This window comes from Peribacillus aracenensis, from assembly GCF_025175645.1.
GTDB lineage: Bacteria > Bacillota > Bacilli > Bacillales > DSM-1321 > Peribacillus > Peribacillus aracenensis.
In genome coordinates, this window is record NZ_JANZMJ010000027.1 from 45,331 (window position 1) to 62,234 (window position 16,904).

The window sequence follows — 16,904 nt, forward strand, 5'->3', positions numbered from 1 at the left end:
CATACACCTATTTATGATTACTATTAATACGGTGTATTTTTGTGGTATAAATAAAAGCAATGATGCAAAGATTTTCTTCTAAAAAATCAGAACATGCTATACAGTATTGCGTTTTTGACGTAATTTATCATAATGGTAAAAAGGTAACTCATTTACCTCTAAATGAGAGAAAAGAGCTGCTTGAAGAAATAGTGGAAGATTCGAATCTGATTTGTAAGGTTAAATGGATGTATGGTAATGGCCCGGCTTATTTTGAGCTTGTAAAGCAACAAGGGCTAGAAGGAATTGTCCAAAAAAAAGCAAATTCAAAATATCAGATTGGCAAAAGATCGCAGGAATGGCGCAAGGTAATCAACTATCAATATACCGATGTTGTGATTACCGGATTACGAAAAGATGAATTCGGTTTGCTTTTAGGGATTGAAGATAATAACCGGATAAAGCCAGCTGGCATAATGGAGTTTGTCACTCCTGCAGCAAGGAAAAAATTCTATAGTCAGTATCAGGATTTAATTGTTGATGAGAATAAGAAGTTCATTTATTTAGATCCGAAGATTAAGTGCAAGGTAAAGTTTAGAAATTATACAAAGGCAGGCTTGCTCCGCATTCCGTCTTTCGTAGAATATATATAATCAAATAAAATAGTGAAGGTGATTTTACTTTGTCTGAAGAGATTCCAGAAGAAAAAAAGGAATATGACACCACAATTATTTATGACTACGTAGATTATCCTGACATCGTTAGTGGTCGCTGTGACAATTGCGGTAAAGCTCAGTTTGAAAGTTCGGTTAAGAACTATGTATATATTCGTAAATGCAGAGAGTGTGGCATGAAGAAATCGATTTAACCCTATATAGTTATAGGGTTTTTTGGTTTATCCATAAAAAAAGCCGATTTCAGGAATCGACTGTTACATTAATGTACTACTTCTTTAGTTGAGTAAATTAGATTGGCTTATCTTTGTTTAGTAACTTTAATGCCGCCTTTCCCGCCTTTCTCATTTCAGGATTTTTTAGAATAGCTGCTCCACTTACTGCTAGCGCAAACGTCCATCTTTTGAATTCAGAATCTTTTTGACAACCTATTTCAACCATACCCTTAATACGATCATTGAGATCGTCTCTTTCTTCTCTACTTAAATTTGGGTCTTTTAGTTGTTCAGCATAAATATCTATTGCTCTGTCAATTGTACTATATACTCTTTCTTGAGATTTCGAACCTGCTTTTCTCATATCGTTAATTATTTCTATGATTACAGGAGGTAAAGTTTCAAGTTCTTCCGAGGTTAATTCATTTAGGTCATAATTGTTTTTCTTTAGTTTTATTAAGGTTTTATCAACCTTTACTTTTTCACTCATGGTTACACCTCTTTCTCAATTGTTTTATTTATTGCATGTTTTGTTAATGGGGGTTACCGAATTCTTTAGTGAACATAAGCTATGTGCACTAGTCTTGGTTTTATATGTAGCAAATGTTACTAGAGTATCATATATGCCCGTGGTTATTAATTTTGTATAGGGGACACCTGTATCAATGGACCCTTTTGTTCCGATATATGCTAAATCATTTTGATGAATCTTTTGAGTATTATTCAACCATTCATTTGCAATATACAGATTTTTGACAGCATTGCTATATGCACCATTTAGATTCGCATTCCATTGTTCTGAAGATATATTCTTTTTGGAAATTGGTAATGTATTGAATGTGAATACACCACTAATGGATTTATTAATCGCACCACCATATTTAAACTTTGTCGCAGATGTTAACCAACTTGCTGATCGGATATCTAAATAAAGTTTAGTAGATACCCAACCACCTAATGAGTGCCCTGTTAAGTACCAATTATATGATGCATATGTAGGGAATTTTTTGTAAATGTAATTCATATACAGCTGAGCTTGGTTACTCTGACCAGGGCTCGTCTCACTAACAGATACATAAGCAGTTTTAAAGTCAATAAGGTTTTCGCTTCCGGCAAAAACTAAAAACAACTTTTTACTTCCTGGAATCGCAACAGCCATGGCTTTTAGCCCTGTCTTATCGAGTGTATGAGTACCACTTCCTTTAGCAACAGTAGCCATAGGATGATTTCTTTCATTATCTACATCAATTACATCAATTACCTTGTATTTACCTGGCGCCCCTAAGAAGCCTGAATCGTCTAATCTTTTTTGCATGTTAGTTACATCACTGGCAGTTCCTTGGGCACGATAAACTATGTCTGATAGTTTATGGTACACTCCGTTGGGATTATCGCTGTAAGCTGCTTCTGTATTACTTACATCAAAATTGAAGAAAGATAAGATAATAACAATTGATAACAAGACTTGTATCTTTAATACTTTTTTCATTCGTCCACCTCTGATCCTTATTTTTTATGCACAAAACTAAGGGCGGATTGAATCCCCACCCCCACACATAATTAAATCGGTTTTCCATGGTATTTTATTTGCTATGATGACAACGAACCCACAAGAGCATAATATCCCAGTACTCTATAACGACGGTTCCATACTTAGCTACAAAGCATAACCAATTCCATTAATATACTACCATTCTATCCTTTTCCATGTTTCTTCATTTTAGCATATAACTTAAAACGTGGAGCCCCTAGTTCAAATACGAAATACCTCCTTATTTTGAATCGAACAGGTAATTATAAGACTAAAGGAAGTTAATTGCGTTGTAGAGCGTTTCTCAAACACCTAAGTTTTAAAAAAGGATGAAAAACAGTACAGTTACGTTCAGTTTACCAAGGTAAATAGAAAAAACAGAAACCAGTGTCGGTTCTAGACGCTGGTTTTTTAATTGGATTTATCAAGACTATTTAGTGTAAACCTATACTTCTTCATAAGAATCAAGGTCTGTGTGAACCTATCCTGAAGACAGATTGGCAGGGTTTAAACCCTGCTTTTTCCTTTAGGATACAACTTTTATTTGAAATGACCATCTGAATAAAATAAAAGATATGTTTCAACTTTCGTTTAGGTTTTCACTCAACTTTTCAGTTCAATAGATTTTAAGTATTTTAGAGTATAAAAAATATACTTTGGGCGGCAGCACTACAGACTGATCAGAAAGGAAAAACACCTTTCTGTCATTCTGTACGTGTCGCTTCGGCATTATAAGGCCCGATAACCACGATCTGTACGGCTACCGCCTGCATTTCGTAGGTTCCTGTTCCTTTTACGGTTTCACCGCCATACCGAACGAGCCGAAAACCTAATTCAAAACCATCGGTAACTACCTGGCTGAAGCCAGGTAGCAAGTCGCTAGCTTCGCATTGCTCCTAAAGATTAGAAACGCTCGGACCAAATGTGTATCCTTCTTTGTTCTCCCAATTATAATCATTTGCTCCATAAGGACTATCAATGGGCACTGCGCTTCGCTTGTAAACTTTGTGAACTTTTTAAGAAACCCACTTAAAAACTTCACAAACTTCAAGCCCATGACAGCCCTTTTACGCAAAGATTCGGAGGTGGCATCAAAGAAAGGAGTTGTCGAAAATGACAGCACTAACACTAACAATTATATGTACAATTTTTATCTTGGGAGCAGCAACATTTTTGATGCTTTGGACACTAAAAAATGTCCAAAGTGAAATGCTCAAAATTGCAGGAATCATCATCTATGGATTCTGCTTCGTAATCACAGTAGTACATCTAATAGTGGTAGCAATCATGGCATGTATTTAAGAACAAAGCGAAGGGTGAACCTTCGCCTTTTTTAGTTTAACTAAAAAGGTTCGTAAGCAAAAAACATACATGTAAACCTATGTGCATTGCTTGGAGAATTGAACCCCAAGCAAACCAACGGTATCACTGCTTCGCATTGATACCAAAAAAAACTTTATGGTATCGTAGTAAAAACTTATGTAATAGTCCAACATCTTTGTAAAAGTAATAAAGGAAACATAAGTTCACCAAAAATCTTCTTTCTTTATATTAGACTCAAATTCCCTTAATACTTTAATAAGTTTATATGCTGTAGTTGGTTTCGGCGTTCTTGAATGGTCCGATGTTAAAAGACTTATTAAGCTTTGGCTGATTTTGCTTTTCTTTGCTAACCATTCCTGCTTAATATCGTAAACCTCTAAAAAATCACCAAACTCTGTTTTCTCTTTAGTTTCTTCTTTTAGCCAACCAAAAATCATTATGTTTCACCTCTCCCTATCCATTTTTGACAACGAAAAAGGGAGTTATACATGTGAATTGTAAAGGTTTTTGATAAAGTAGTTTCCTGCTAGAGTTAATAGCATTCTTCTAATCTCAAATACTTTGAATATGCTTTTGCTGTTAAGCCAAAACATCAGCGCCATACCTATCGGCTTAACAGCAGAGCAGTGGACCAAAAAGAATACACAAAATATCGACAAAGTAAGCTCCTATTTAGACCCCAAAAGAATATCATGGACGGCAGCACTACAGACTGATCAGAAAGGAAAAGCATCTTTCTGTCATTCTGTACGTGTCGCTTCGGCATTAAAAGGCCCGATAACCACGATCTGTACGGCAAACGCCTACATTTCGTAGGTTCCTGTTCCCTTTACGGTTTCACCGCCATACCGAACGAGCCGAAAACCTCAAAATATTAAGAGATTAAAAGAATAAAACGCCAAAGGAGAACAGCCATACGGCTGTTTTTTTTATATTTTTCCCTTTTGCCTTACGAATCGTACAATGTACGCAATCTGACTAAGCTTCCAACAGGGGCAGATTCCTAGGCTTCGCCCTACCCCTGTAGGAAGCAAAGTCAGAGCGTCAGCCAATCAAGGGGCCTAAAACTTTTTCATTAAAAACGCTGCGCAACATAAAAAACTTTTAAGCTAAGATCACCCTTGACCGTCTGCCGATGCTCATTGTTCGTTCTACTTGCAAAAGGGGAAAAATAATCCCCCTTTGGGGAACTGAATCGCTTCTCCAGGCAAAAGAAAAAACCAAAATCAAAGGAGGAAAAGAAAATGACAAAAGAAGAAAAAAAAGCAATCAAAAGATTAGAAAAAGAGTTCAAAAAATTAAAGGAGGATATACAAAATAAAGCAGAGTTCTTTACTGATATATCAACTAAAGAATCGTATATATGGACGTTTAAAATTGATGGTTCGATTATAAAATACAGCTACATTTTTAGTACTGAAGAAGTGAAAAAGGCATTTGCTTAAATCAAAGGAGGAAATAAAAAATGGCTATTAGTGTATATGAAATCGTTACAAACAAAATTGTTGAGAAACTAGAACAAGGAACAGTTCCTTGGCAAAAACCTTGGGTGAACTGCAATACAGCAGTAAATTGGAAAACTCAAAAGCAGTATAGAGGAATTAATACAATGTTATTAGACCCAGGTGAGTATATTACTTTTAAACAAGTTCAGGAAATAAAAGGGGCCAAAATTAAAAAAGGCGCAAAATCAGAAATCGTGGTTTTCTGGAAGTGGATTGAAACAGAAAATAAAGATACAGGAAAAGAAGAAAAAATTCCATTACTTAGGTACTACAAGGTTTTTAATATAAATCAATGTGAAGGTATTGAAAGCAAGCGTAAAGAAGTAGAAACGTATGAACATAACCCAATAGAAGAAGCTGAAAACATTATAAAAGGGTATATAAATTCACCAAGCTTTAGTTATAACAGTGGTAGGGCATATTATCAACCTAGTATAGACCATATAAACATTCCACCAATGAAGGATTTTAGACAAGTTGAAGAATATTACGCCACGACCTTCCACGAGCTTACCCATAGCACAGGGCACCCCAGCAGGTTACCAAGAATTGGAATAACCTCAGCTACAGCCCATTTCGGCTCAGAAGAGTATTCACAAGAAGAACTTGTTGCAGAGATTGGGGCAAGCATGTTAACAGGTTTAGCAGGTTTTATAGATGTGACTTTTGACAACTCAGCTTCGTATATACAGTCTTGGTTACGAAAATTAAAAGATGATAAAACATTAATTGTTAAAGCAGCCAGTCAAGCACAAAAAGCAGTAGATTATATTTTAGGAGTTAACTATAAAGAAAATAATTAATAAAAACAGTAGCACATAAAATCACAAGCACAAAAGCCGTTTTTTAAGAATGGACTCAAACCAACACAAAAAAATCAATGGATGGATCAGATCCATTGATTTTTTACGAATTGAAGGAAAAAACATACGTTTTTTCTTGATTATAAGGCAGGCATCGAGCCTGCCGACGGATGCTGAAGCATCCTAAAACCTTAAAACCTAATAAAGAAACCATTTAACTAAAGTTAAATGGTCCCCCATTTGAAATGAATTTCAAAACAAATGTTTGTAAAAGTTGTGTTTTGACTTTCGATGAGGTTTTCACATTGCTTTAAAAGGTATGTGGTTACCTATGTTTACCGTACTCTTTAACACACATAGGTTCTTTTTTCTATAAGTTTTGTGATAACATTACTAATATTTGGACTACATATTATCATTCTGGTTCATTCACTAATTATGGTGATCAACGTACTATGAAGATAACTATCAACAACGAAATTTGGACTACTGTAAAAGCAAGTAGCTCTGCATCTGGAACATTCACAGCAAGACTGCAAAAAAAGACAGATGGTGTCTGGAAGAATTACAAAACAAAATATCCTGCTAAAAATGGCACTACATTAATGAATTGGACGGTTGATAATAAAAAAGCTGACTACCGTGTTAAATTTGAAAACTCGAGTGGTAAAAAAATAACTTATACATTTAAATGAATGCAATAATATTGAATTAGAATTTTAATATCCTTATTTGGGCGGCAGCACTACAGACTGATCAGAAAGGAAAAGCATCTTTCTGTCATTCTGTACGTGTCGCTTCGGCATTAAAAGGCCCGATAACAACGATCTGTACGGCAAACGCCTACATTTCGTAGGTTCCTGTTCCCTTTACGGTTTCACCGCCATACCGAACGAGCCGAAAACCTCAAAATATTAAGAGATTAAAAGAATAAAACGCCAAAGGAGAACAGCCATACGGCTGTTTTTTTTATATTTTTCCCTTTTGCCTTACGAATCGTACAATGTACGCAATCTGACTAAGCTTCCAACAGGGGCAGATTCCTAGGCTTCGCCCTACCCCTGTAGGAAGCAAAGTCAGAGCGTCAGCCAATCAAGGGGCCTAAAACTTTTTCATTAAAAACGCTGCGCAACATAAAAAACTTTTAAGCTAAGATCACCCTTGAACGTCTGCCGATGCTCATTGTTCGTTCTACTTGCAAAAGGGGAAAAATAATCCCCTTTGGGGAATGAATCGCTTCTCCAGGCAAAAAGAAAATCAAAAACTCAAACAAAAGTACAAAACCCAAAATCAAGGGAGGAAAAGAAAAAAATGAATAATGATAATCATTTTGTTTATGTGTGTCAAAGTTGCCAAGAGCTTTTTGAGGATTTTACAAGTTCATGTGATTTATGCGGTAATAGTGACATAGAAAAAGTACACAAAGGCGATATGGGAATGGATGAAGAAACAAGAACAGAAGATACAAATGGCCATTTACCTATGACAACTGAAAAATTATTCAAACGCTACGACATGCAGGACGAAAGGGACTTCGAAATTGAGACATTAGCGCAAATGAAATACTGGCTTGTAGACTTCTGGAACACTAATCCAGACGATGATATGACAGACGAAGAGCATGAAGAAATGATTGAAAAAATCATGGAATCTGACAAAGACGAACTTTTTGAAAGATTGGCAGGCATCGACTATACATATGATGAACTTGACGAAAACAGTTAATAGTTCTTGCTAAGGCACTATAAAAACGCTGATATAGCTACATTCCCTATTGAATTTATAGTGTCTAAATGGTATAATATTAATATGGGAAAGAGGTGATAAGTTATGAATACAGTAACAGAATGGTGTTCAAATTGTGAAAATGAAGTTGAACTGCCAGAGTTATTTCGACCGCATCAATGCCCATTTTGTAAAAATAAAATCTTGCCTTGTGCTCAATGTGTAAGTCAAAAATGCGGTGAATGTCCTTTAGAAAATAAAAAGTGAAAAGGGGAAAAAATAATGATTATGAAAAAAGAAGATATTTTTTCAATTAAGAAGGGTGGGAACTTTTATAGAGTATATAGAAAAAGGACACGAATTGGTAAGTTTTTACTTTTAAGTGATGCAGAAAAATACTTTGAGAAACTTATCATACAGGAGCAAAAAGCTATTACAGGGGTTTTTATCGGATATGATATACCAGAAGCATTAGAAGTAAAGTGGGATAGTATTATGCCAGCACTAGGTAATATGTATAAAACTATATCTTATGAGGGAGATAAAATTCACTTAATCAATGGAGAAGCTGATTTAAAATTCATTAGTGATTTATTAATGGCTTATAATACCTTATTAAAAATTAATTTGACTTTAGATGTTTTTATGGTTGATAAATCATTAATAGAAGCATAATTTTTAGTGTCTAAATGGTATAAAAAAGGATCAGCAACAACGTTAGCATTAGTAATATATAAAATCACAAGCACAAAGGGGAGCTTAAAGTGGAATTAACGCCAATATTTGAAGTTGTACGAATCAAACAAGAAATAAGAGAGAACACAGGACCCTATGATAACTTTGTAATTCGGTCACCATATGATGCTCAAGAGTTGGCCGCATCTTACATAGCAGATGAAGACAGAGAGGTTTTTCTTGTCATGATGCTTAATACAAAAAATCAAGTTATCGGTCTTCATAAGGCGCATGTAGGAAGTCTAAACTCTTCTATAGTACATCCTAGAGAGGTTATGAAATGTGCTATCTTGAATAATGCGGCTTCAATCATTGTCAGCCACCTGCACCCGTCTGGCAACCCGAATCCAAGCCCGGAAGACCACCAAGTAACAAAGAGATTGGCCGAAGCAGGGAGGATATTAGGGATTGAACTCCTTGACCATGTAATCGTCACACACACAGGAAAACACATAAGTTTTAAAGAAAAAGGATACTTATAAAAATATTAAAAGCAAAGAGGAGTATCCTCTTTGCTTCTCTAAATAAATATGTACATGAGCTATTGAAAAGGCTGGTGATCGCTACGAATGGAAGTAAAAAACATACGTTTTTTACTTGATTATAAGGCAGGCATCGAGCCTGTCAACGGTTGCTGAAGCAACCTAAAACCTTTGATACCATTTGCTCCGCAAATGGTATCATCAAAACCTATTGTTAACTCCTGTTTGGGGGCTTATTTTGTTTTTTTGTCCTGGCACCATTAGGCACGCTCCCTAGGAAAATAAAGCTCTCACATACCTTCCTAGCTGTTCATCATTTAAACCAGCTTTAATTGCGCCCTTAATAGACTCTAATTCAGTAATCTTATGGGGTTCATTCTTTTCTTTTTTTACTGAATTAGCCCAATCTTTATATCGTCTATGCTCTTTTCTAGCTAAGTCTATAGCCTGCTCCACTGTTGAAACCTTTAATCTAGCCCAATGGGAACCAATTTTCATTGCCACATGGTCAGGAAACTTAGAATTAAATTTCAATAGCATATACTCAATCAAAACATTTACTACACCGTCAGGCAAACGATTATTAACTTTTAGTTTTTTGATGGTCACTAGTTCGCTTTCTGAAGGTTTTATTCCTTCCCTTAACTGGGTCATCCGTTCTTCTGGCGTGACTTTATTTAGATGTTCAATAAGTTTCTGTTTTTGATTTTCACCATTGTCACTCATTTAATTCCCCCCTATGATCGCTACCTTTATTCCCCCATGTGAATAGTGACCTGTACGGAAGCTTCATAAGATTATCTTTAACAGCCGGTGTACATCTCTCACAATAATATGCAATATAGGACTTACCTTGTTCATACAATGGAGTCATTACAGAAAAATGGTACCATTGAGCACAGTACAAACACATCTTTCTTTCGGTCATACTTCCAATCCTCCCACCAACTTTATTATTACCGTTCACACCTCAGATAAAATGGCCATAAAGTTCTGGAAAGAATGAATCTTGATAGTGCATTAAAAGGTATGTTTAAAGCTATATGTACTAAAGACTTGTTGCAGGGTTAACCCTGCCCTAGCCTTTAGGCTAACATTTTATTTAGGAGAAACGTTTGTGATGTTAATAAAATCAATACTAATAAGAGTTCCAAGTTCATCCTTAATAAAGACTTTTTTACTTATTGGATCTATCCTTTTTACAAAACCTATTTTCGAACTAAAAAATCCATTTTTCCAAGTTATTATTTCTAAAATGGTTTGAGTAGCTAAACTTTCTGAAAAAAGTTGTTCCATGTCCTCAATTTGACGTTCATCCAATTGTGGTTTTGGCACTTTATGATCATCGGTATCTAACTCTTTTAGCATTTTTATGTGTTCTGGCATTAAGAAACCTTGGTATTTTATAATGCCTCGGTCATTTATCATAATTTTTCCGCCCTTTTAAACTCATTATAGGAACATTTGTTCCATTTTGCAATTGTATGATTATGGAGTCTAAAAATCCTTTGGGCGGCAGCACTACAGACTGATCAGAAAGGAAGAGCATCTTTCTGTCATTCTGTACGTGTCGCTTCGGCATTAAATGGCCCGATAACCACGATCTGTACGGCTAACGCCTACATTTCGTAGGTTCCTGTTCCCTTTACGGTTTCACCGCCATACCGAACGAGCCGAAAACCTTAAACCACAAGACCGTGGGCTCTTGCCCACACCCAGCCAACCTAGCACGTTGGATCGCAATAAAAGTATCAACCTACCCAACCCTTCCATTCTTGGAAGGGATGCCCCTTCGGCAGGCGCCAACAAACGTGGAAGTTTGTTGACAACAATAGGCTCTTGGATAGAGAGTCTATCAACTCCTTATCCTCCCTTCGGTCCGGTACCGTTGACAGATACCGTAGATAGCTGATTTATTCCCAATTTTTATGTAGAAATATATGAAAAAGATACCAAAAACGTTGTAATTTTAGTGTCTAAATGGTATAATATTATTAAGGAGGTGATAACGAAGTGTTAAATGAGACCGAATTAAGAATCGTTTTAACGGCATTAGGAATTGTCGCGTCGGTTCTTTCGATCATCAAGACTTGGCTTGACATCAAGACTTTACGGTCGAAAAAGAAAAAAGCTCAAATTCGCAAAAAACCCCGCCCTGGAAAGCGTAAGTAATTAAGCGAAATGAGCCGGGAAGGAAAGACAGTTTGTCTTTCCTTCCTAAATCCTATTATATAACACTTCGGATCAAATTATGAAAACAAAAGGTAATTTCTATTTCATCATTTTCGTTACAATTTATTTATTCATAAGAGTTTACCCTTATGGTTCGGCACTTCAAACAGTTTTAGACATTTTGATCTTGATTTCTCTTTTATCTTGGCTTACTTTGCAAGTGATAAAAAGGAGAAAGGGTTCAATCGATTGATTATACGCAAGAACAAGAATTTACACATATCAGCCAGTCTAAAAGCTGGCTGATATGCTATAAAATAAGGAGAGGATTAAATGAAAACATGTCCTTATTGTGGGAGTAATCTCGAAAAAATGAACACTCAATATTATTGTGATTTTTGTTGTATGAATCTGGATCCACTCATTGTGAAAACAAATGGAGAAAGAATTGATATACGTGTTAATGAAGCTGCATTAGATGTTCACATTGAAAAAACAACACCAGAGCTTATGACTTTATCAACATTTGAACTTTTGTATTTACTTAAAGCTATTAGGAAAGAGCGTAGCGAAATGTATTCTTATATGAATACCTTTTACAAAGCAGGTCAGCAGCAGGGAGATTCAGAGGATTTTAAGGAATATGAAATTTCATCAGGTAAAGACTATATGCATTTTACTAAAAAGGCATTTGTTGTTGAAAATATTATTCGGACACGTCTAGGCTATGTCCCAACAAGAATTACTGAATCATATTTGGCAAGATACCTAGAATCAATAAAAAACGATAAAAAGGCACCAATGATTATAAAAACCGAGAGACAAAAAAAGTGAATTTTAATAGCAAGAAGATGAAGTGGACAATATTAATGAGAACAGAAAGGACGATTTATTACGAAAAAAAAAATAGGAATTATTATAGGAGCATATATATTAACGAAAATTACTTTAAATAACCCTTTAACTGTTATGTGGGAAACCTCTGGAGTATTTGAAGTTTGGAGTTTTTGGCTTATAATCTTGATTTTATTTTTCTATATTAAAACAGAAGAATAATAAGTGATTATGGGTATATCAGCTTTGAATTATGGTATACTTTAATGTAAATACTCTTGTGCTTGAGTATTATATGTTACTGATATGCTCCGGCTGATCCCCGGAGTTACTTAATAATACATTTAGTGTCTAAATGGTATACTAAACATAAAATTTGACTTAAGGTAGAAATCAATTTTATTTAAAACTGGAGGGAAGCTCAATGAAACTTCAATTTTTAAATCAAGAACACGAGGCAAAATATTCGCAATTTCGGACCGAAGATATGGCAGATTACTACAGAACAAACAAAGAGTATTTATCTGTTGTTTACCTAATGACCGGAAATGAGGAATTGTATTGTAATATGAAACCCTATTTTGATGCCAAGGTTGGTAATTTTGATTCTGAAGAAATGTTTGAAGAGAAGGACTTCAGCAGTGGACTTCGTGTACTAGCAAAGCTTGCTGTTCATTTGTTCAATTCTAATGAAACAGTTGAACCACTTGATATTATTTCAACTTTGGATGAAGAAGGCTTTAAATTAGCGTTAAATGCCTTTGTATTGCGCCGTTATGGAGTGTCAAAGGGGTATGACCTTCCAGAAGAAAAATTGCACGTGTAGGAGTTGTTTTTATGAAACAAGTATCTTTTTCATTATTTCCAGGACAAGTTGAAGCATACAAATCTTTAGTTGATCCATCCGTACAATCCAAAATTTTGAGGAATTTTGTACTCAATGAATATCAACTAGTAGACGACTTAAGCGTTATTAATGAAGGCGATGTAAAAGGATTGAAACCAGAAAAGTTCCTTTTTGATGAACATACCAATGATCGGCTTAATGAATTGGTTAAAACGGTTCGTGAATCTGGATACAAAGCAAATCGTTCTTCCCTAATGCGCAACATCATGAAACAACTAATTGAGAAATTAGAAAGTCAGAACGTTTCATTACCAAAGAAACGTGAAATAAGACATTCAAGTTTTTATTTCGAAAAAGGGACTAGAGAAGTTTTAGAACAATTTGTTCCCTTTCGAGATCGTAATTCGGCCATTGAACGATTTATTCTAGAGGAATATAAACCAAGTCATAATTTAGCTTTTCTATTAGAAAAACCAGAAGAAGTAGAGGCTATGAGAATTGGTATTGCAACAGAAGCCTTTTCTAAGTTAGATGATCATGTAAAAGAAATTAAGACAAAGGGAATTACTCGGACTGCCCTTATGCGGGATGTAGTTGTTCAACTAATAGGAAAGTTATCTAATACAGATGGAAGTAAATTAATAACCGAGAAAAGGCTAGAAAGTGCAATTGATGAGTTTAAAAGGAAATTCGGGAGTGAGGTATTAAGAGAACGATTAGAAGAAGAGTACAATTTAAAAATTAATAACAAAAAGAACCAAGACTAAATAAAAACGGCCCTTAGGACCGTTTTTTTATTATGATGAAAATAACCGTGCAAAGAAGCCCTTTTTTTGTGAAGCAGCTGCGGCTTCTTTTTGGTTTTTTTGAACTTCCTGTTGAGCAATTAACCTTTGTTCCTCCTGCTTTTCGATAGATTCCGTAAATTTCTTGTATTGATGATCCATATGTTGTTGCTGTTTTTCTAACTGTTTAACTAAGACTTGGTTAAATTGTTCCTGCAGCTCTAACTTTTCCTTAATAACTAATAATTCCTTTAGGATAATTTCAGACGCTTCAGGCGTTGGTTCAGGCTTTAAATCTTTTCCACCTGTAGCTAAATGATATTCAATTTGCTTAATTGTATAATTTTGTTCACGACTTAACTTCTTAACTAAGAGTAATCTTTCTAATGCTGACTTATCGAAATAATGGTAGCCATTTTCACCCTGTATAGTTGGGATATAGGTTTTTAGTTCCCTTAACCAATTTCTAATCACCCCAGGATTCTCTTTAACATATTTGGCAGCTTCTTTAACTGTTAAGCGCAAGTCATCTACGTTTTCACTATTGTTTTCTGAACGTATGTCTTCAGTTTCAGGCAAGTTTTCAACCACCTTTCAAGTTATATTCCAACATATGTGATAAACAAAATAAGTTAGATATAGTTTTAAGTTGCGTAGGGGATAATCATTAAGGTTATCATGCAGGTTTTTCTATATGTTAAAGATTCGATATATAAAATAATTATCCTTTATCAAGGTTTGTCTAGTTATGTAGACATATTCTATCATACTCCTCGGTAGAATATATATTTAGCAAATAGTTCACCATAAAGGTGAACCTGCGTTAGATAGATAAATATAAATAGCATAAAAAAACGGCTTACTGCAATCAGTAAGACCGTTTTTTTTTAAAACGCTTGATAACTTCCCCTGGCAGTCGCATAAGCTAGCTTTATATCAGATTCAGCAGGCATTTCAGCCGTATGATCATTATTTTTAGACTGCTGTTTTTGAAGTGCTGCAAGGTATTTGTCAATATCAAACCAATACTTTTTGTCGTCTGAATGATATTTGTATCGAGGGTGCTTAGTTATATCATATTTTTTATCCTTGAATGGACGTTTACCAATTATCTGTACAATACACTGGTCACGTTCCATTCTAAGTAACTCGTCTCTCGTCATCAAATCTCTACCTAACTTTGAATAGTTTTGGCCGAAACTATCATTATTTGAGCGTGTTTTAGATTCGTTATAATCGTCAATTGTTTCTTTTCCAAGTTCCTCACTTAATGCCTTTACTGTTTCAGGCTCTTTTCCTCCTAGAAAAATAGAAGTATCACAGTTACCTATGATTGTATCGGCACTTTCCTTATAGATCGTTTTCAGTTGTGACATTGCTTGCAAAATAATTGTAGCTGATATATTACGGGATCGGATTGTTGCAATCAATTTTTCAAAGTTTGGAATTAAACCGATATTTGCAAATTCATCCAGCATGAACCGTACATGAGTAGGGAGCGACCCTTTATATTTTTCGTCTGCAATCGTACAAAGCATATTGAATAGCTGCGAGTACATAATAGCAACGATAAAATTAAATGTTGCGTCTGTATCAGGTACAATAACAAACAATGCTGTCTTACGACCTTTATCACCAAGTGTTTTTAGATCAAGTTCATCTTTTGAAAGCAAATCACGTACAGCAGGAATATTTAAAGGAGCTAGACGTGTAGCACATGAAATTAATATGCTTTTTGCTGTCTTTCCTGCAGCTAATTTGTACGCCCTATATTGCTTTACTGCAAAATGGCTGCTATCCTCTTTTTCTAATGCTTCAAATAGATAATCAATGGGATTTTTAAAGTCCTCGTCATCTTCTCTTACAGTAGAATAGGAAAGTAAGTCAATTAGCGTTCCTAAATTCTGTTCTTCTTTAGGAAACTTTGAAATTATAAGGCTAAGATAAGATTGATAAAGAAGCTTTTCGGATTTAACCCAAAAATCCTGATCGCCCCCTCCTTTCCCTCCTGTATTTGCTATAATCGTTTCGACTAACTTCAAAATATCTTGTTCATTTTCCACATAGGCCAATGGATTATAGCGCATGCTTCTGGAGAAATTCACTGTATTTAATATCTTAATTTTGTATTTTCCTATGTTTTTTAAAGCCATGCCAATTTCATTGACAATCGTTCCTTTTGGATCCGTACAAACAAAACTAGCATTCATTTGGAGCATATTTGGTTTAATTACAAATCGTGTTTTACCACTACCTGAACCACCAATCGCCACCACATTTTTATTGCGTCTTGTATCAAAGGGAGCGTTTTTATCGTCTAGTCTAATTCTTGTATTTTGCGAGAATATAATGTTATTATATTGGTTTTTTTCATCATACATATTTTTTAAGTCCGTTTTAACTTCTCCCCACTTTGCTGAACCGTGTTCCACTCCTTTTTTAAATTTTTTTCTATTCTTTCTTTTGTCGGTAATGGCAAGGGCAGCAAACGCCACAACAATTAATGGTACAAAAAAATCTATTGCATTAACGGATAGAGGAAAGGCATATAAAAGATACTTTGGCTCTGAAAATAAATAATTAAATCCAGCGAGTGGATCGGCTGCAAATGTTACTCTGAAATAGTAAAATAGATAATTTAATAGAATATATACTATTACCCCTAAAACAATATACACTTTGTTCTCTTTAAGCTTTTCCATATCAACACTCCCTTACATTAATAAAAGGGCGAGAAGATTACTCGCCCTTTCTTTTTTTATGAGAACAATGATTTTAATTGAGGGACGAGTAAAGTTGCAATTAACACAATTCCTGCGCCTGCCATAAACTGTTTCATACCTTGTGACTTAGCACCTGGATTATCATTACCGTAGCCTTCAAGAAGATTTACTACACCCCAAACGCCCAATCCTGCACCGATTAAAATAACTAGCTTTTGCATTACATCTACACCATTATTGAAGAATCCCATATTTATTACCTCTTTTCCTTTTTTTTATGAGAACAATGATTTTAATTGAGGGACAAGTAAAGTTGCAATTAACACAATTCCTGCGCCTGCCATAAACTGTTTCATGCCTTGTGACTTAGCACCTGGATTATCATTACCGTAACCTTCAAGAAGATTTACTACACCCCAAACGCCCAATCCTGCACCGATTAAAATAACTAACTTTTGCATTACATCTACACCACTAGTGAAAAATGCCATATTTATTTCCTCTTTTCCTTACTGTATTTTGGTTTTTCATATATAAACATAGAGAGTAGTTTATATATGTTGGAGCCCTT

At 35.0% G+C, this 16,904-nt stretch carries 24 protein-coding genes; 14 read left to right on the plus strand and 10 right to left on the minus strand.

The features are described 5' to 3' along the window. Positions 1–59: 59 nt before the first annotated feature. Both N0M92_RS21625 and N0M92_RS21630 read left to right on the plus strand, forming a co-directional pair. A complete protein-coding gene (locus N0M92_RS21625; RefSeq protein ID WP_260287768.1) occupies positions 60–632 on the plus strand; it encodes an ATP-dependent DNA ligase in 573 nt (190 codons plus the stop codon). Positions 633–661: 29 nt separating this feature from the next. Beyond that, the gene (locus N0M92_RS21630; RefSeq protein WP_048883045.1) at positions 662–847 is read left to right on the plus strand and encodes a hypothetical protein; all 186 of its coding nucleotides are present in this window, start codon (positions 662–664) and stop codon (positions 845–847) included. Between the two features lie 97 nt (positions 848–944). Here the strand turns inward: N0M92_RS21630 and N0M92_RS21635 are convergent, their stop codons facing one another. From N0M92_RS21635 to N0M92_RS21645, 3 genes are all read right to left on the minus strand, one after another. Beyond that, complete coding sequence (locus N0M92_RS21635; protein WP_260287769.1) at positions 945–1,358, minus strand: hypothetical protein; 414 nt, start codon at positions 1,356–1,358, stop codon at positions 945–947. A gap of 24 nt (positions 1,359–1,382) precedes the next feature. Further along, positions 1,383–2,357 (minus strand): hypothetical protein, encoded by a 975-nt coding sequence (locus N0M92_RS21640; RefSeq protein WP_260287770.1) that lies wholly within the window; start codon positions 2,355–2,357, stop codon positions 1,383–1,385. Positions 2,358–3,103: 746 nt separating this feature from the next. Further along, entirely contained in the window at positions 3,104–3,274 is a 171-nt protein-coding gene (locus N0M92_RS21645) for a hypothetical protein (protein ID WP_260287771.1), read from the minus strand. A gap of 238 nt (positions 3,275–3,512) precedes the next feature. On the opposite strand from N0M92_RS21645, the gene N0M92_RS21650 reads away from it, so the two are divergent. Further along, a complete protein-coding gene (locus N0M92_RS21650; RefSeq protein WP_260287772.1) occupies positions 3,513–3,701 on the plus strand; it encodes a hypothetical protein in 189 nt (62 codons plus the stop codon). A 224-nt stretch (positions 3,702–3,925) separates the two neighbouring features. Here N0M92_RS21650 and N0M92_RS21655 read toward each other — a convergent pair whose 3' ends face one another. Then, positions 3,926–4,159: an XRE family transcriptional regulator gene (locus tag N0M92_RS21655; RefSeq protein ID WP_260287773.1), complete on the minus strand. Its 234-nt coding sequence runs from the start codon at positions 4,157–4,159 to the stop codon at positions 3,926–3,928. A gap of 807 nt (positions 4,160–4,966) precedes the next feature. On the opposite strand from N0M92_RS21655, the gene N0M92_RS21660 reads away from it, so the two are divergent. The 7 genes from N0M92_RS21660 (at position 4,967) to N0M92_RS21690 (ending at position 8,972) form a co-directional block, all read left to right on the plus strand. After that, positions 4,967–5,167, plus strand: a complete 201-nt coding sequence (locus tag N0M92_RS21660) for a hypothetical protein (RefSeq protein ID WP_095392366.1) — start codon at positions 4,967–4,969, stop codon at positions 5,165–5,167. Between the two features lie 20 nt (positions 5,168–5,187). After that, entirely contained in the window at positions 5,188–6,030 is an 843-nt protein-coding gene (locus N0M92_RS21665; RefSeq protein WP_260287774.1) for an ArdC family protein, read from the plus strand. Positions 6,031–6,485: 455 nt separating this feature from the next. Further along, complete coding sequence (locus N0M92_RS21670; protein WP_260287775.1) at positions 6,486–6,725, plus strand: hypothetical protein; 240 nt, start codon at positions 6,486–6,488, stop codon at positions 6,723–6,725. A 526-nt stretch (positions 6,726–7,251) separates the two neighbouring features. Beyond that, complete coding sequence (locus N0M92_RS21675) at positions 7,252–7,755, plus strand: hypothetical protein (protein ID WP_260287776.1); 504 nt, start codon at positions 7,252–7,254, stop codon at positions 7,753–7,755. Positions 7,756–7,860: 105 nt separating this feature from the next. Continuing rightward, positions 7,861–8,022 (plus strand): hypothetical protein, encoded by a 162-nt coding sequence (locus tag N0M92_RS21680; RefSeq protein ID WP_260287777.1) that lies wholly within the window; start codon positions 7,861–7,863, stop codon positions 8,020–8,022. Positions 8,023–8,037: 15 nt separating this feature from the next. Further along, positions 8,038–8,430: a hypothetical protein gene (locus N0M92_RS21685; RefSeq protein ID WP_260287778.1), complete on the plus strand. Its 393-nt coding sequence runs from the start codon at positions 8,038–8,040 to the stop codon at positions 8,428–8,430. Between the two features lie 89 nt (positions 8,431–8,519). Beyond that, the gene (locus tag N0M92_RS21690; protein ID WP_260287779.1) at positions 8,520–8,972 is read left to right on the plus strand and encodes a JAB domain-containing protein; all 453 of its coding nucleotides are present in this window, start codon (positions 8,520–8,522) and stop codon (positions 8,970–8,972) included. A 273-nt stretch (positions 8,973–9,245) separates the two neighbouring features. Here the strand turns inward: N0M92_RS21690 and N0M92_RS21695 are convergent, their stop codons facing one another. Together N0M92_RS21695 and N0M92_RS21700 are read right to left on the minus strand one after the other, a co-directional pair. Then, positions 9,246–9,698 (minus strand): DnaD domain protein, encoded by a 453-nt coding sequence (locus tag N0M92_RS21695; protein WP_260287780.1) that lies wholly within the window; start codon positions 9,696–9,698, stop codon positions 9,246–9,248. 372 nt (positions 9,699–10,070) lie between these two features. After that, positions 10,071–10,400 (minus strand): YolD-like family protein, encoded by a 330-nt coding sequence (locus N0M92_RS21700; RefSeq protein WP_260287781.1) that lies wholly within the window; start codon positions 10,398–10,400, stop codon positions 10,071–10,073. Positions 10,401–10,985: 585 nt separating this feature from the next. Between N0M92_RS21700 and N0M92_RS21705 the strand changes: the two genes are divergently transcribed. The 4 genes from N0M92_RS21705 (at position 10,986) to N0M92_RS21720 (ending at position 13,592) form a co-directional block, all read left to right on the plus strand. Next, on the plus strand, positions 10,986–11,144 hold the full coding sequence (locus N0M92_RS21705; protein WP_161802087.1) for a hypothetical protein: 159 nt from the start codon (positions 10,986–10,988) through the stop codon (positions 11,142–11,144). Positions 11,145–11,477: 333 nt separating this feature from the next. Continuing rightward, the gene (locus N0M92_RS21710) at positions 11,478–11,978 is read left to right on the plus strand and encodes a hypothetical protein (protein ID WP_095392382.1); all 501 of its coding nucleotides are present in this window, start codon (positions 11,478–11,480) and stop codon (positions 11,976–11,978) included. 424 nt (positions 11,979–12,402) lie between these two features. Next, positions 12,403–12,804 carry a DUF6075 family protein gene (locus N0M92_RS21715; RefSeq protein WP_260287782.1) on the plus strand — a complete coding sequence of 134 codons (402 nt, stop codon included), beginning with the start codon at positions 12,403–12,405 and terminating at the stop codon, positions 12,802–12,804. Between the two features lie 11 nt (positions 12,805–12,815). Then, on the plus strand, positions 12,816–13,592 hold the full coding sequence (locus N0M92_RS21720) for a hypothetical protein (RefSeq protein WP_260287783.1): 777 nt from the start codon (positions 12,816–12,818) through the stop codon (positions 13,590–13,592). A 30-nt stretch (positions 13,593–13,622) separates the two neighbouring features. Here the strand turns inward: N0M92_RS21720 and N0M92_RS21725 are convergent, their stop codons facing one another. The 4 genes from N0M92_RS21725 to N0M92_RS21740 all read right to left on the minus strand — a co-directional run bounded on the left by N0M92_RS21725 (position 13,623) and on the right by N0M92_RS21740 (position 16,824). After that, positions 13,623–14,189 carry a helix-turn-helix domain-containing protein gene (locus N0M92_RS21725; protein WP_260287784.1) on the minus strand — a complete coding sequence of 189 codons (567 nt, stop codon included), beginning with the start codon at positions 14,187–14,189 and terminating at the stop codon, positions 13,623–13,625. A 308-nt stretch (positions 14,190–14,497) separates the two neighbouring features. Beyond that, the gene (locus N0M92_RS21730) at positions 14,498–16,312 is read right to left on the minus strand and encodes a VirD4-like conjugal transfer protein, CD1115 family (RefSeq protein WP_260287786.1); all 1,815 of its coding nucleotides are present in this window, start codon (positions 16,310–16,312) and stop codon (positions 14,498–14,500) included. Between the two features lie 56 nt (positions 16,313–16,368). Then, a complete protein-coding gene (locus tag N0M92_RS21735) occupies positions 16,369–16,584 on the minus strand; it encodes a Maff2 family mobile element protein (protein WP_095392392.1) in 216 nt (71 codons plus the stop codon). A gap of 24 nt (positions 16,585–16,608) precedes the next feature. Next, positions 16,609–16,824: a Maff2 family mobile element protein gene (locus N0M92_RS21740; protein ID WP_095392394.1), complete on the minus strand. Its 216-nt coding sequence runs from the start codon at positions 16,822–16,824 to the stop codon at positions 16,609–16,611. Positions 16,825–16,904: the final 80 nt, after the last annotated feature.

Excerpts from the sequence above, each read along its gene's own strand:
- N0M92_RS21625 (WP_260287768.1), top strand. The coding sequence starts at position 60 with ATGATGCAAAGATTTTCTTCTAAAAAATCAGAACATGCTATACAGTAT.
- N0M92_RS21635 (WP_260287769.1), bottom strand. The coding sequence starts at position 1,358 with ATGAGTGAAAAAGTAAAGGTTGATAAAACCTTAATAAAACTAAAGAAA.
- N0M92_RS21640 (WP_260287770.1), bottom strand. The coding sequence starts at position 2,357 with ATGAAAAAAGTATTAAAGATACAAGTCTTGTTATCAATTGTTATTATC.
- N0M92_RS21650 (WP_260287772.1), top strand. The coding sequence starts at position 3,513 with ATGACAGCACTAACACTAACAATTATATGTACAATTTTTATCTTGGGA.
- N0M92_RS21655 (WP_260287773.1), bottom strand. The coding sequence starts at position 4,159 with ATGATTTTTGGTTGGCTAAAAGAAGAAACTAAAGAGAAAACAGAGTTT.
- N0M92_RS21660 (WP_095392366.1), top strand. The coding sequence starts at position 4,967 with ATGACAAAAGAAGAAAAAAAAGCAATCAAAAGATTAGAAAAAGAGTTC.
- N0M92_RS21665 (WP_260287774.1), top strand. The coding sequence starts at position 5,188 with ATGGCTATTAGTGTATATGAAATCGTTACAAACAAAATTGTTGAGAAA.
- N0M92_RS21670 (WP_260287775.1), top strand. The coding sequence starts at position 6,486 with ATGAAGATAACTATCAACAACGAAATTTGGACTACTGTAAAAGCAAGT.
- N0M92_RS21680 (WP_260287777.1), top strand. The coding sequence starts at position 7,861 with ATGAATACAGTAACAGAATGGTGTTCAAATTGTGAAAATGAAGTTGAA.
- N0M92_RS21685 (WP_260287778.1), top strand. The coding sequence starts at position 8,038 with ATGATTATGAAAAAAGAAGATATTTTTTCAATTAAGAAGGGTGGGAAC.
- N0M92_RS21695 (WP_260287780.1), bottom strand. The coding sequence starts at position 9,698 with ATGAGTGACAATGGTGAAAATCAAAAACAGAAACTTATTGAACATCTA.
- N0M92_RS21700 (WP_260287781.1), bottom strand. The coding sequence starts at position 10,400 with ATGATAAATGACCGAGGCATTATAAAATACCAAGGTTTCTTAATGCCA.
- N0M92_RS21710 (WP_095392382.1), top strand. The coding sequence starts at position 11,478 with ATGAAAACATGTCCTTATTGTGGGAGTAATCTCGAAAAAATGAACACT.
- N0M92_RS21715 (WP_260287782.1), top strand. The coding sequence starts at position 12,403 with ATGAAACTTCAATTTTTAAATCAAGAACACGAGGCAAAATATTCGCAA.
- N0M92_RS21720 (WP_260287783.1), top strand. The coding sequence starts at position 12,816 with ATGAAACAAGTATCTTTTTCATTATTTCCAGGACAAGTTGAAGCATAC.
- N0M92_RS21730 (WP_260287786.1), bottom strand. The coding sequence starts at position 16,312 with ATGGAAAAGCTTAAAGAGAACAAAGTGTATATTGTTTTAGGGGTAATA.
- N0M92_RS21735 (WP_095392392.1), bottom strand. The coding sequence starts at position 16,584 with ATGGGATTCTTCAATAATGGTGTAGATGTAATGCAAAAGCTAGTTATT.
- N0M92_RS21740 (WP_095392394.1), bottom strand. The coding sequence starts at position 16,824 with ATGGCATTTTTCACTAGTGGTGTAGATGTAATGCAAAAGTTAGTTATT.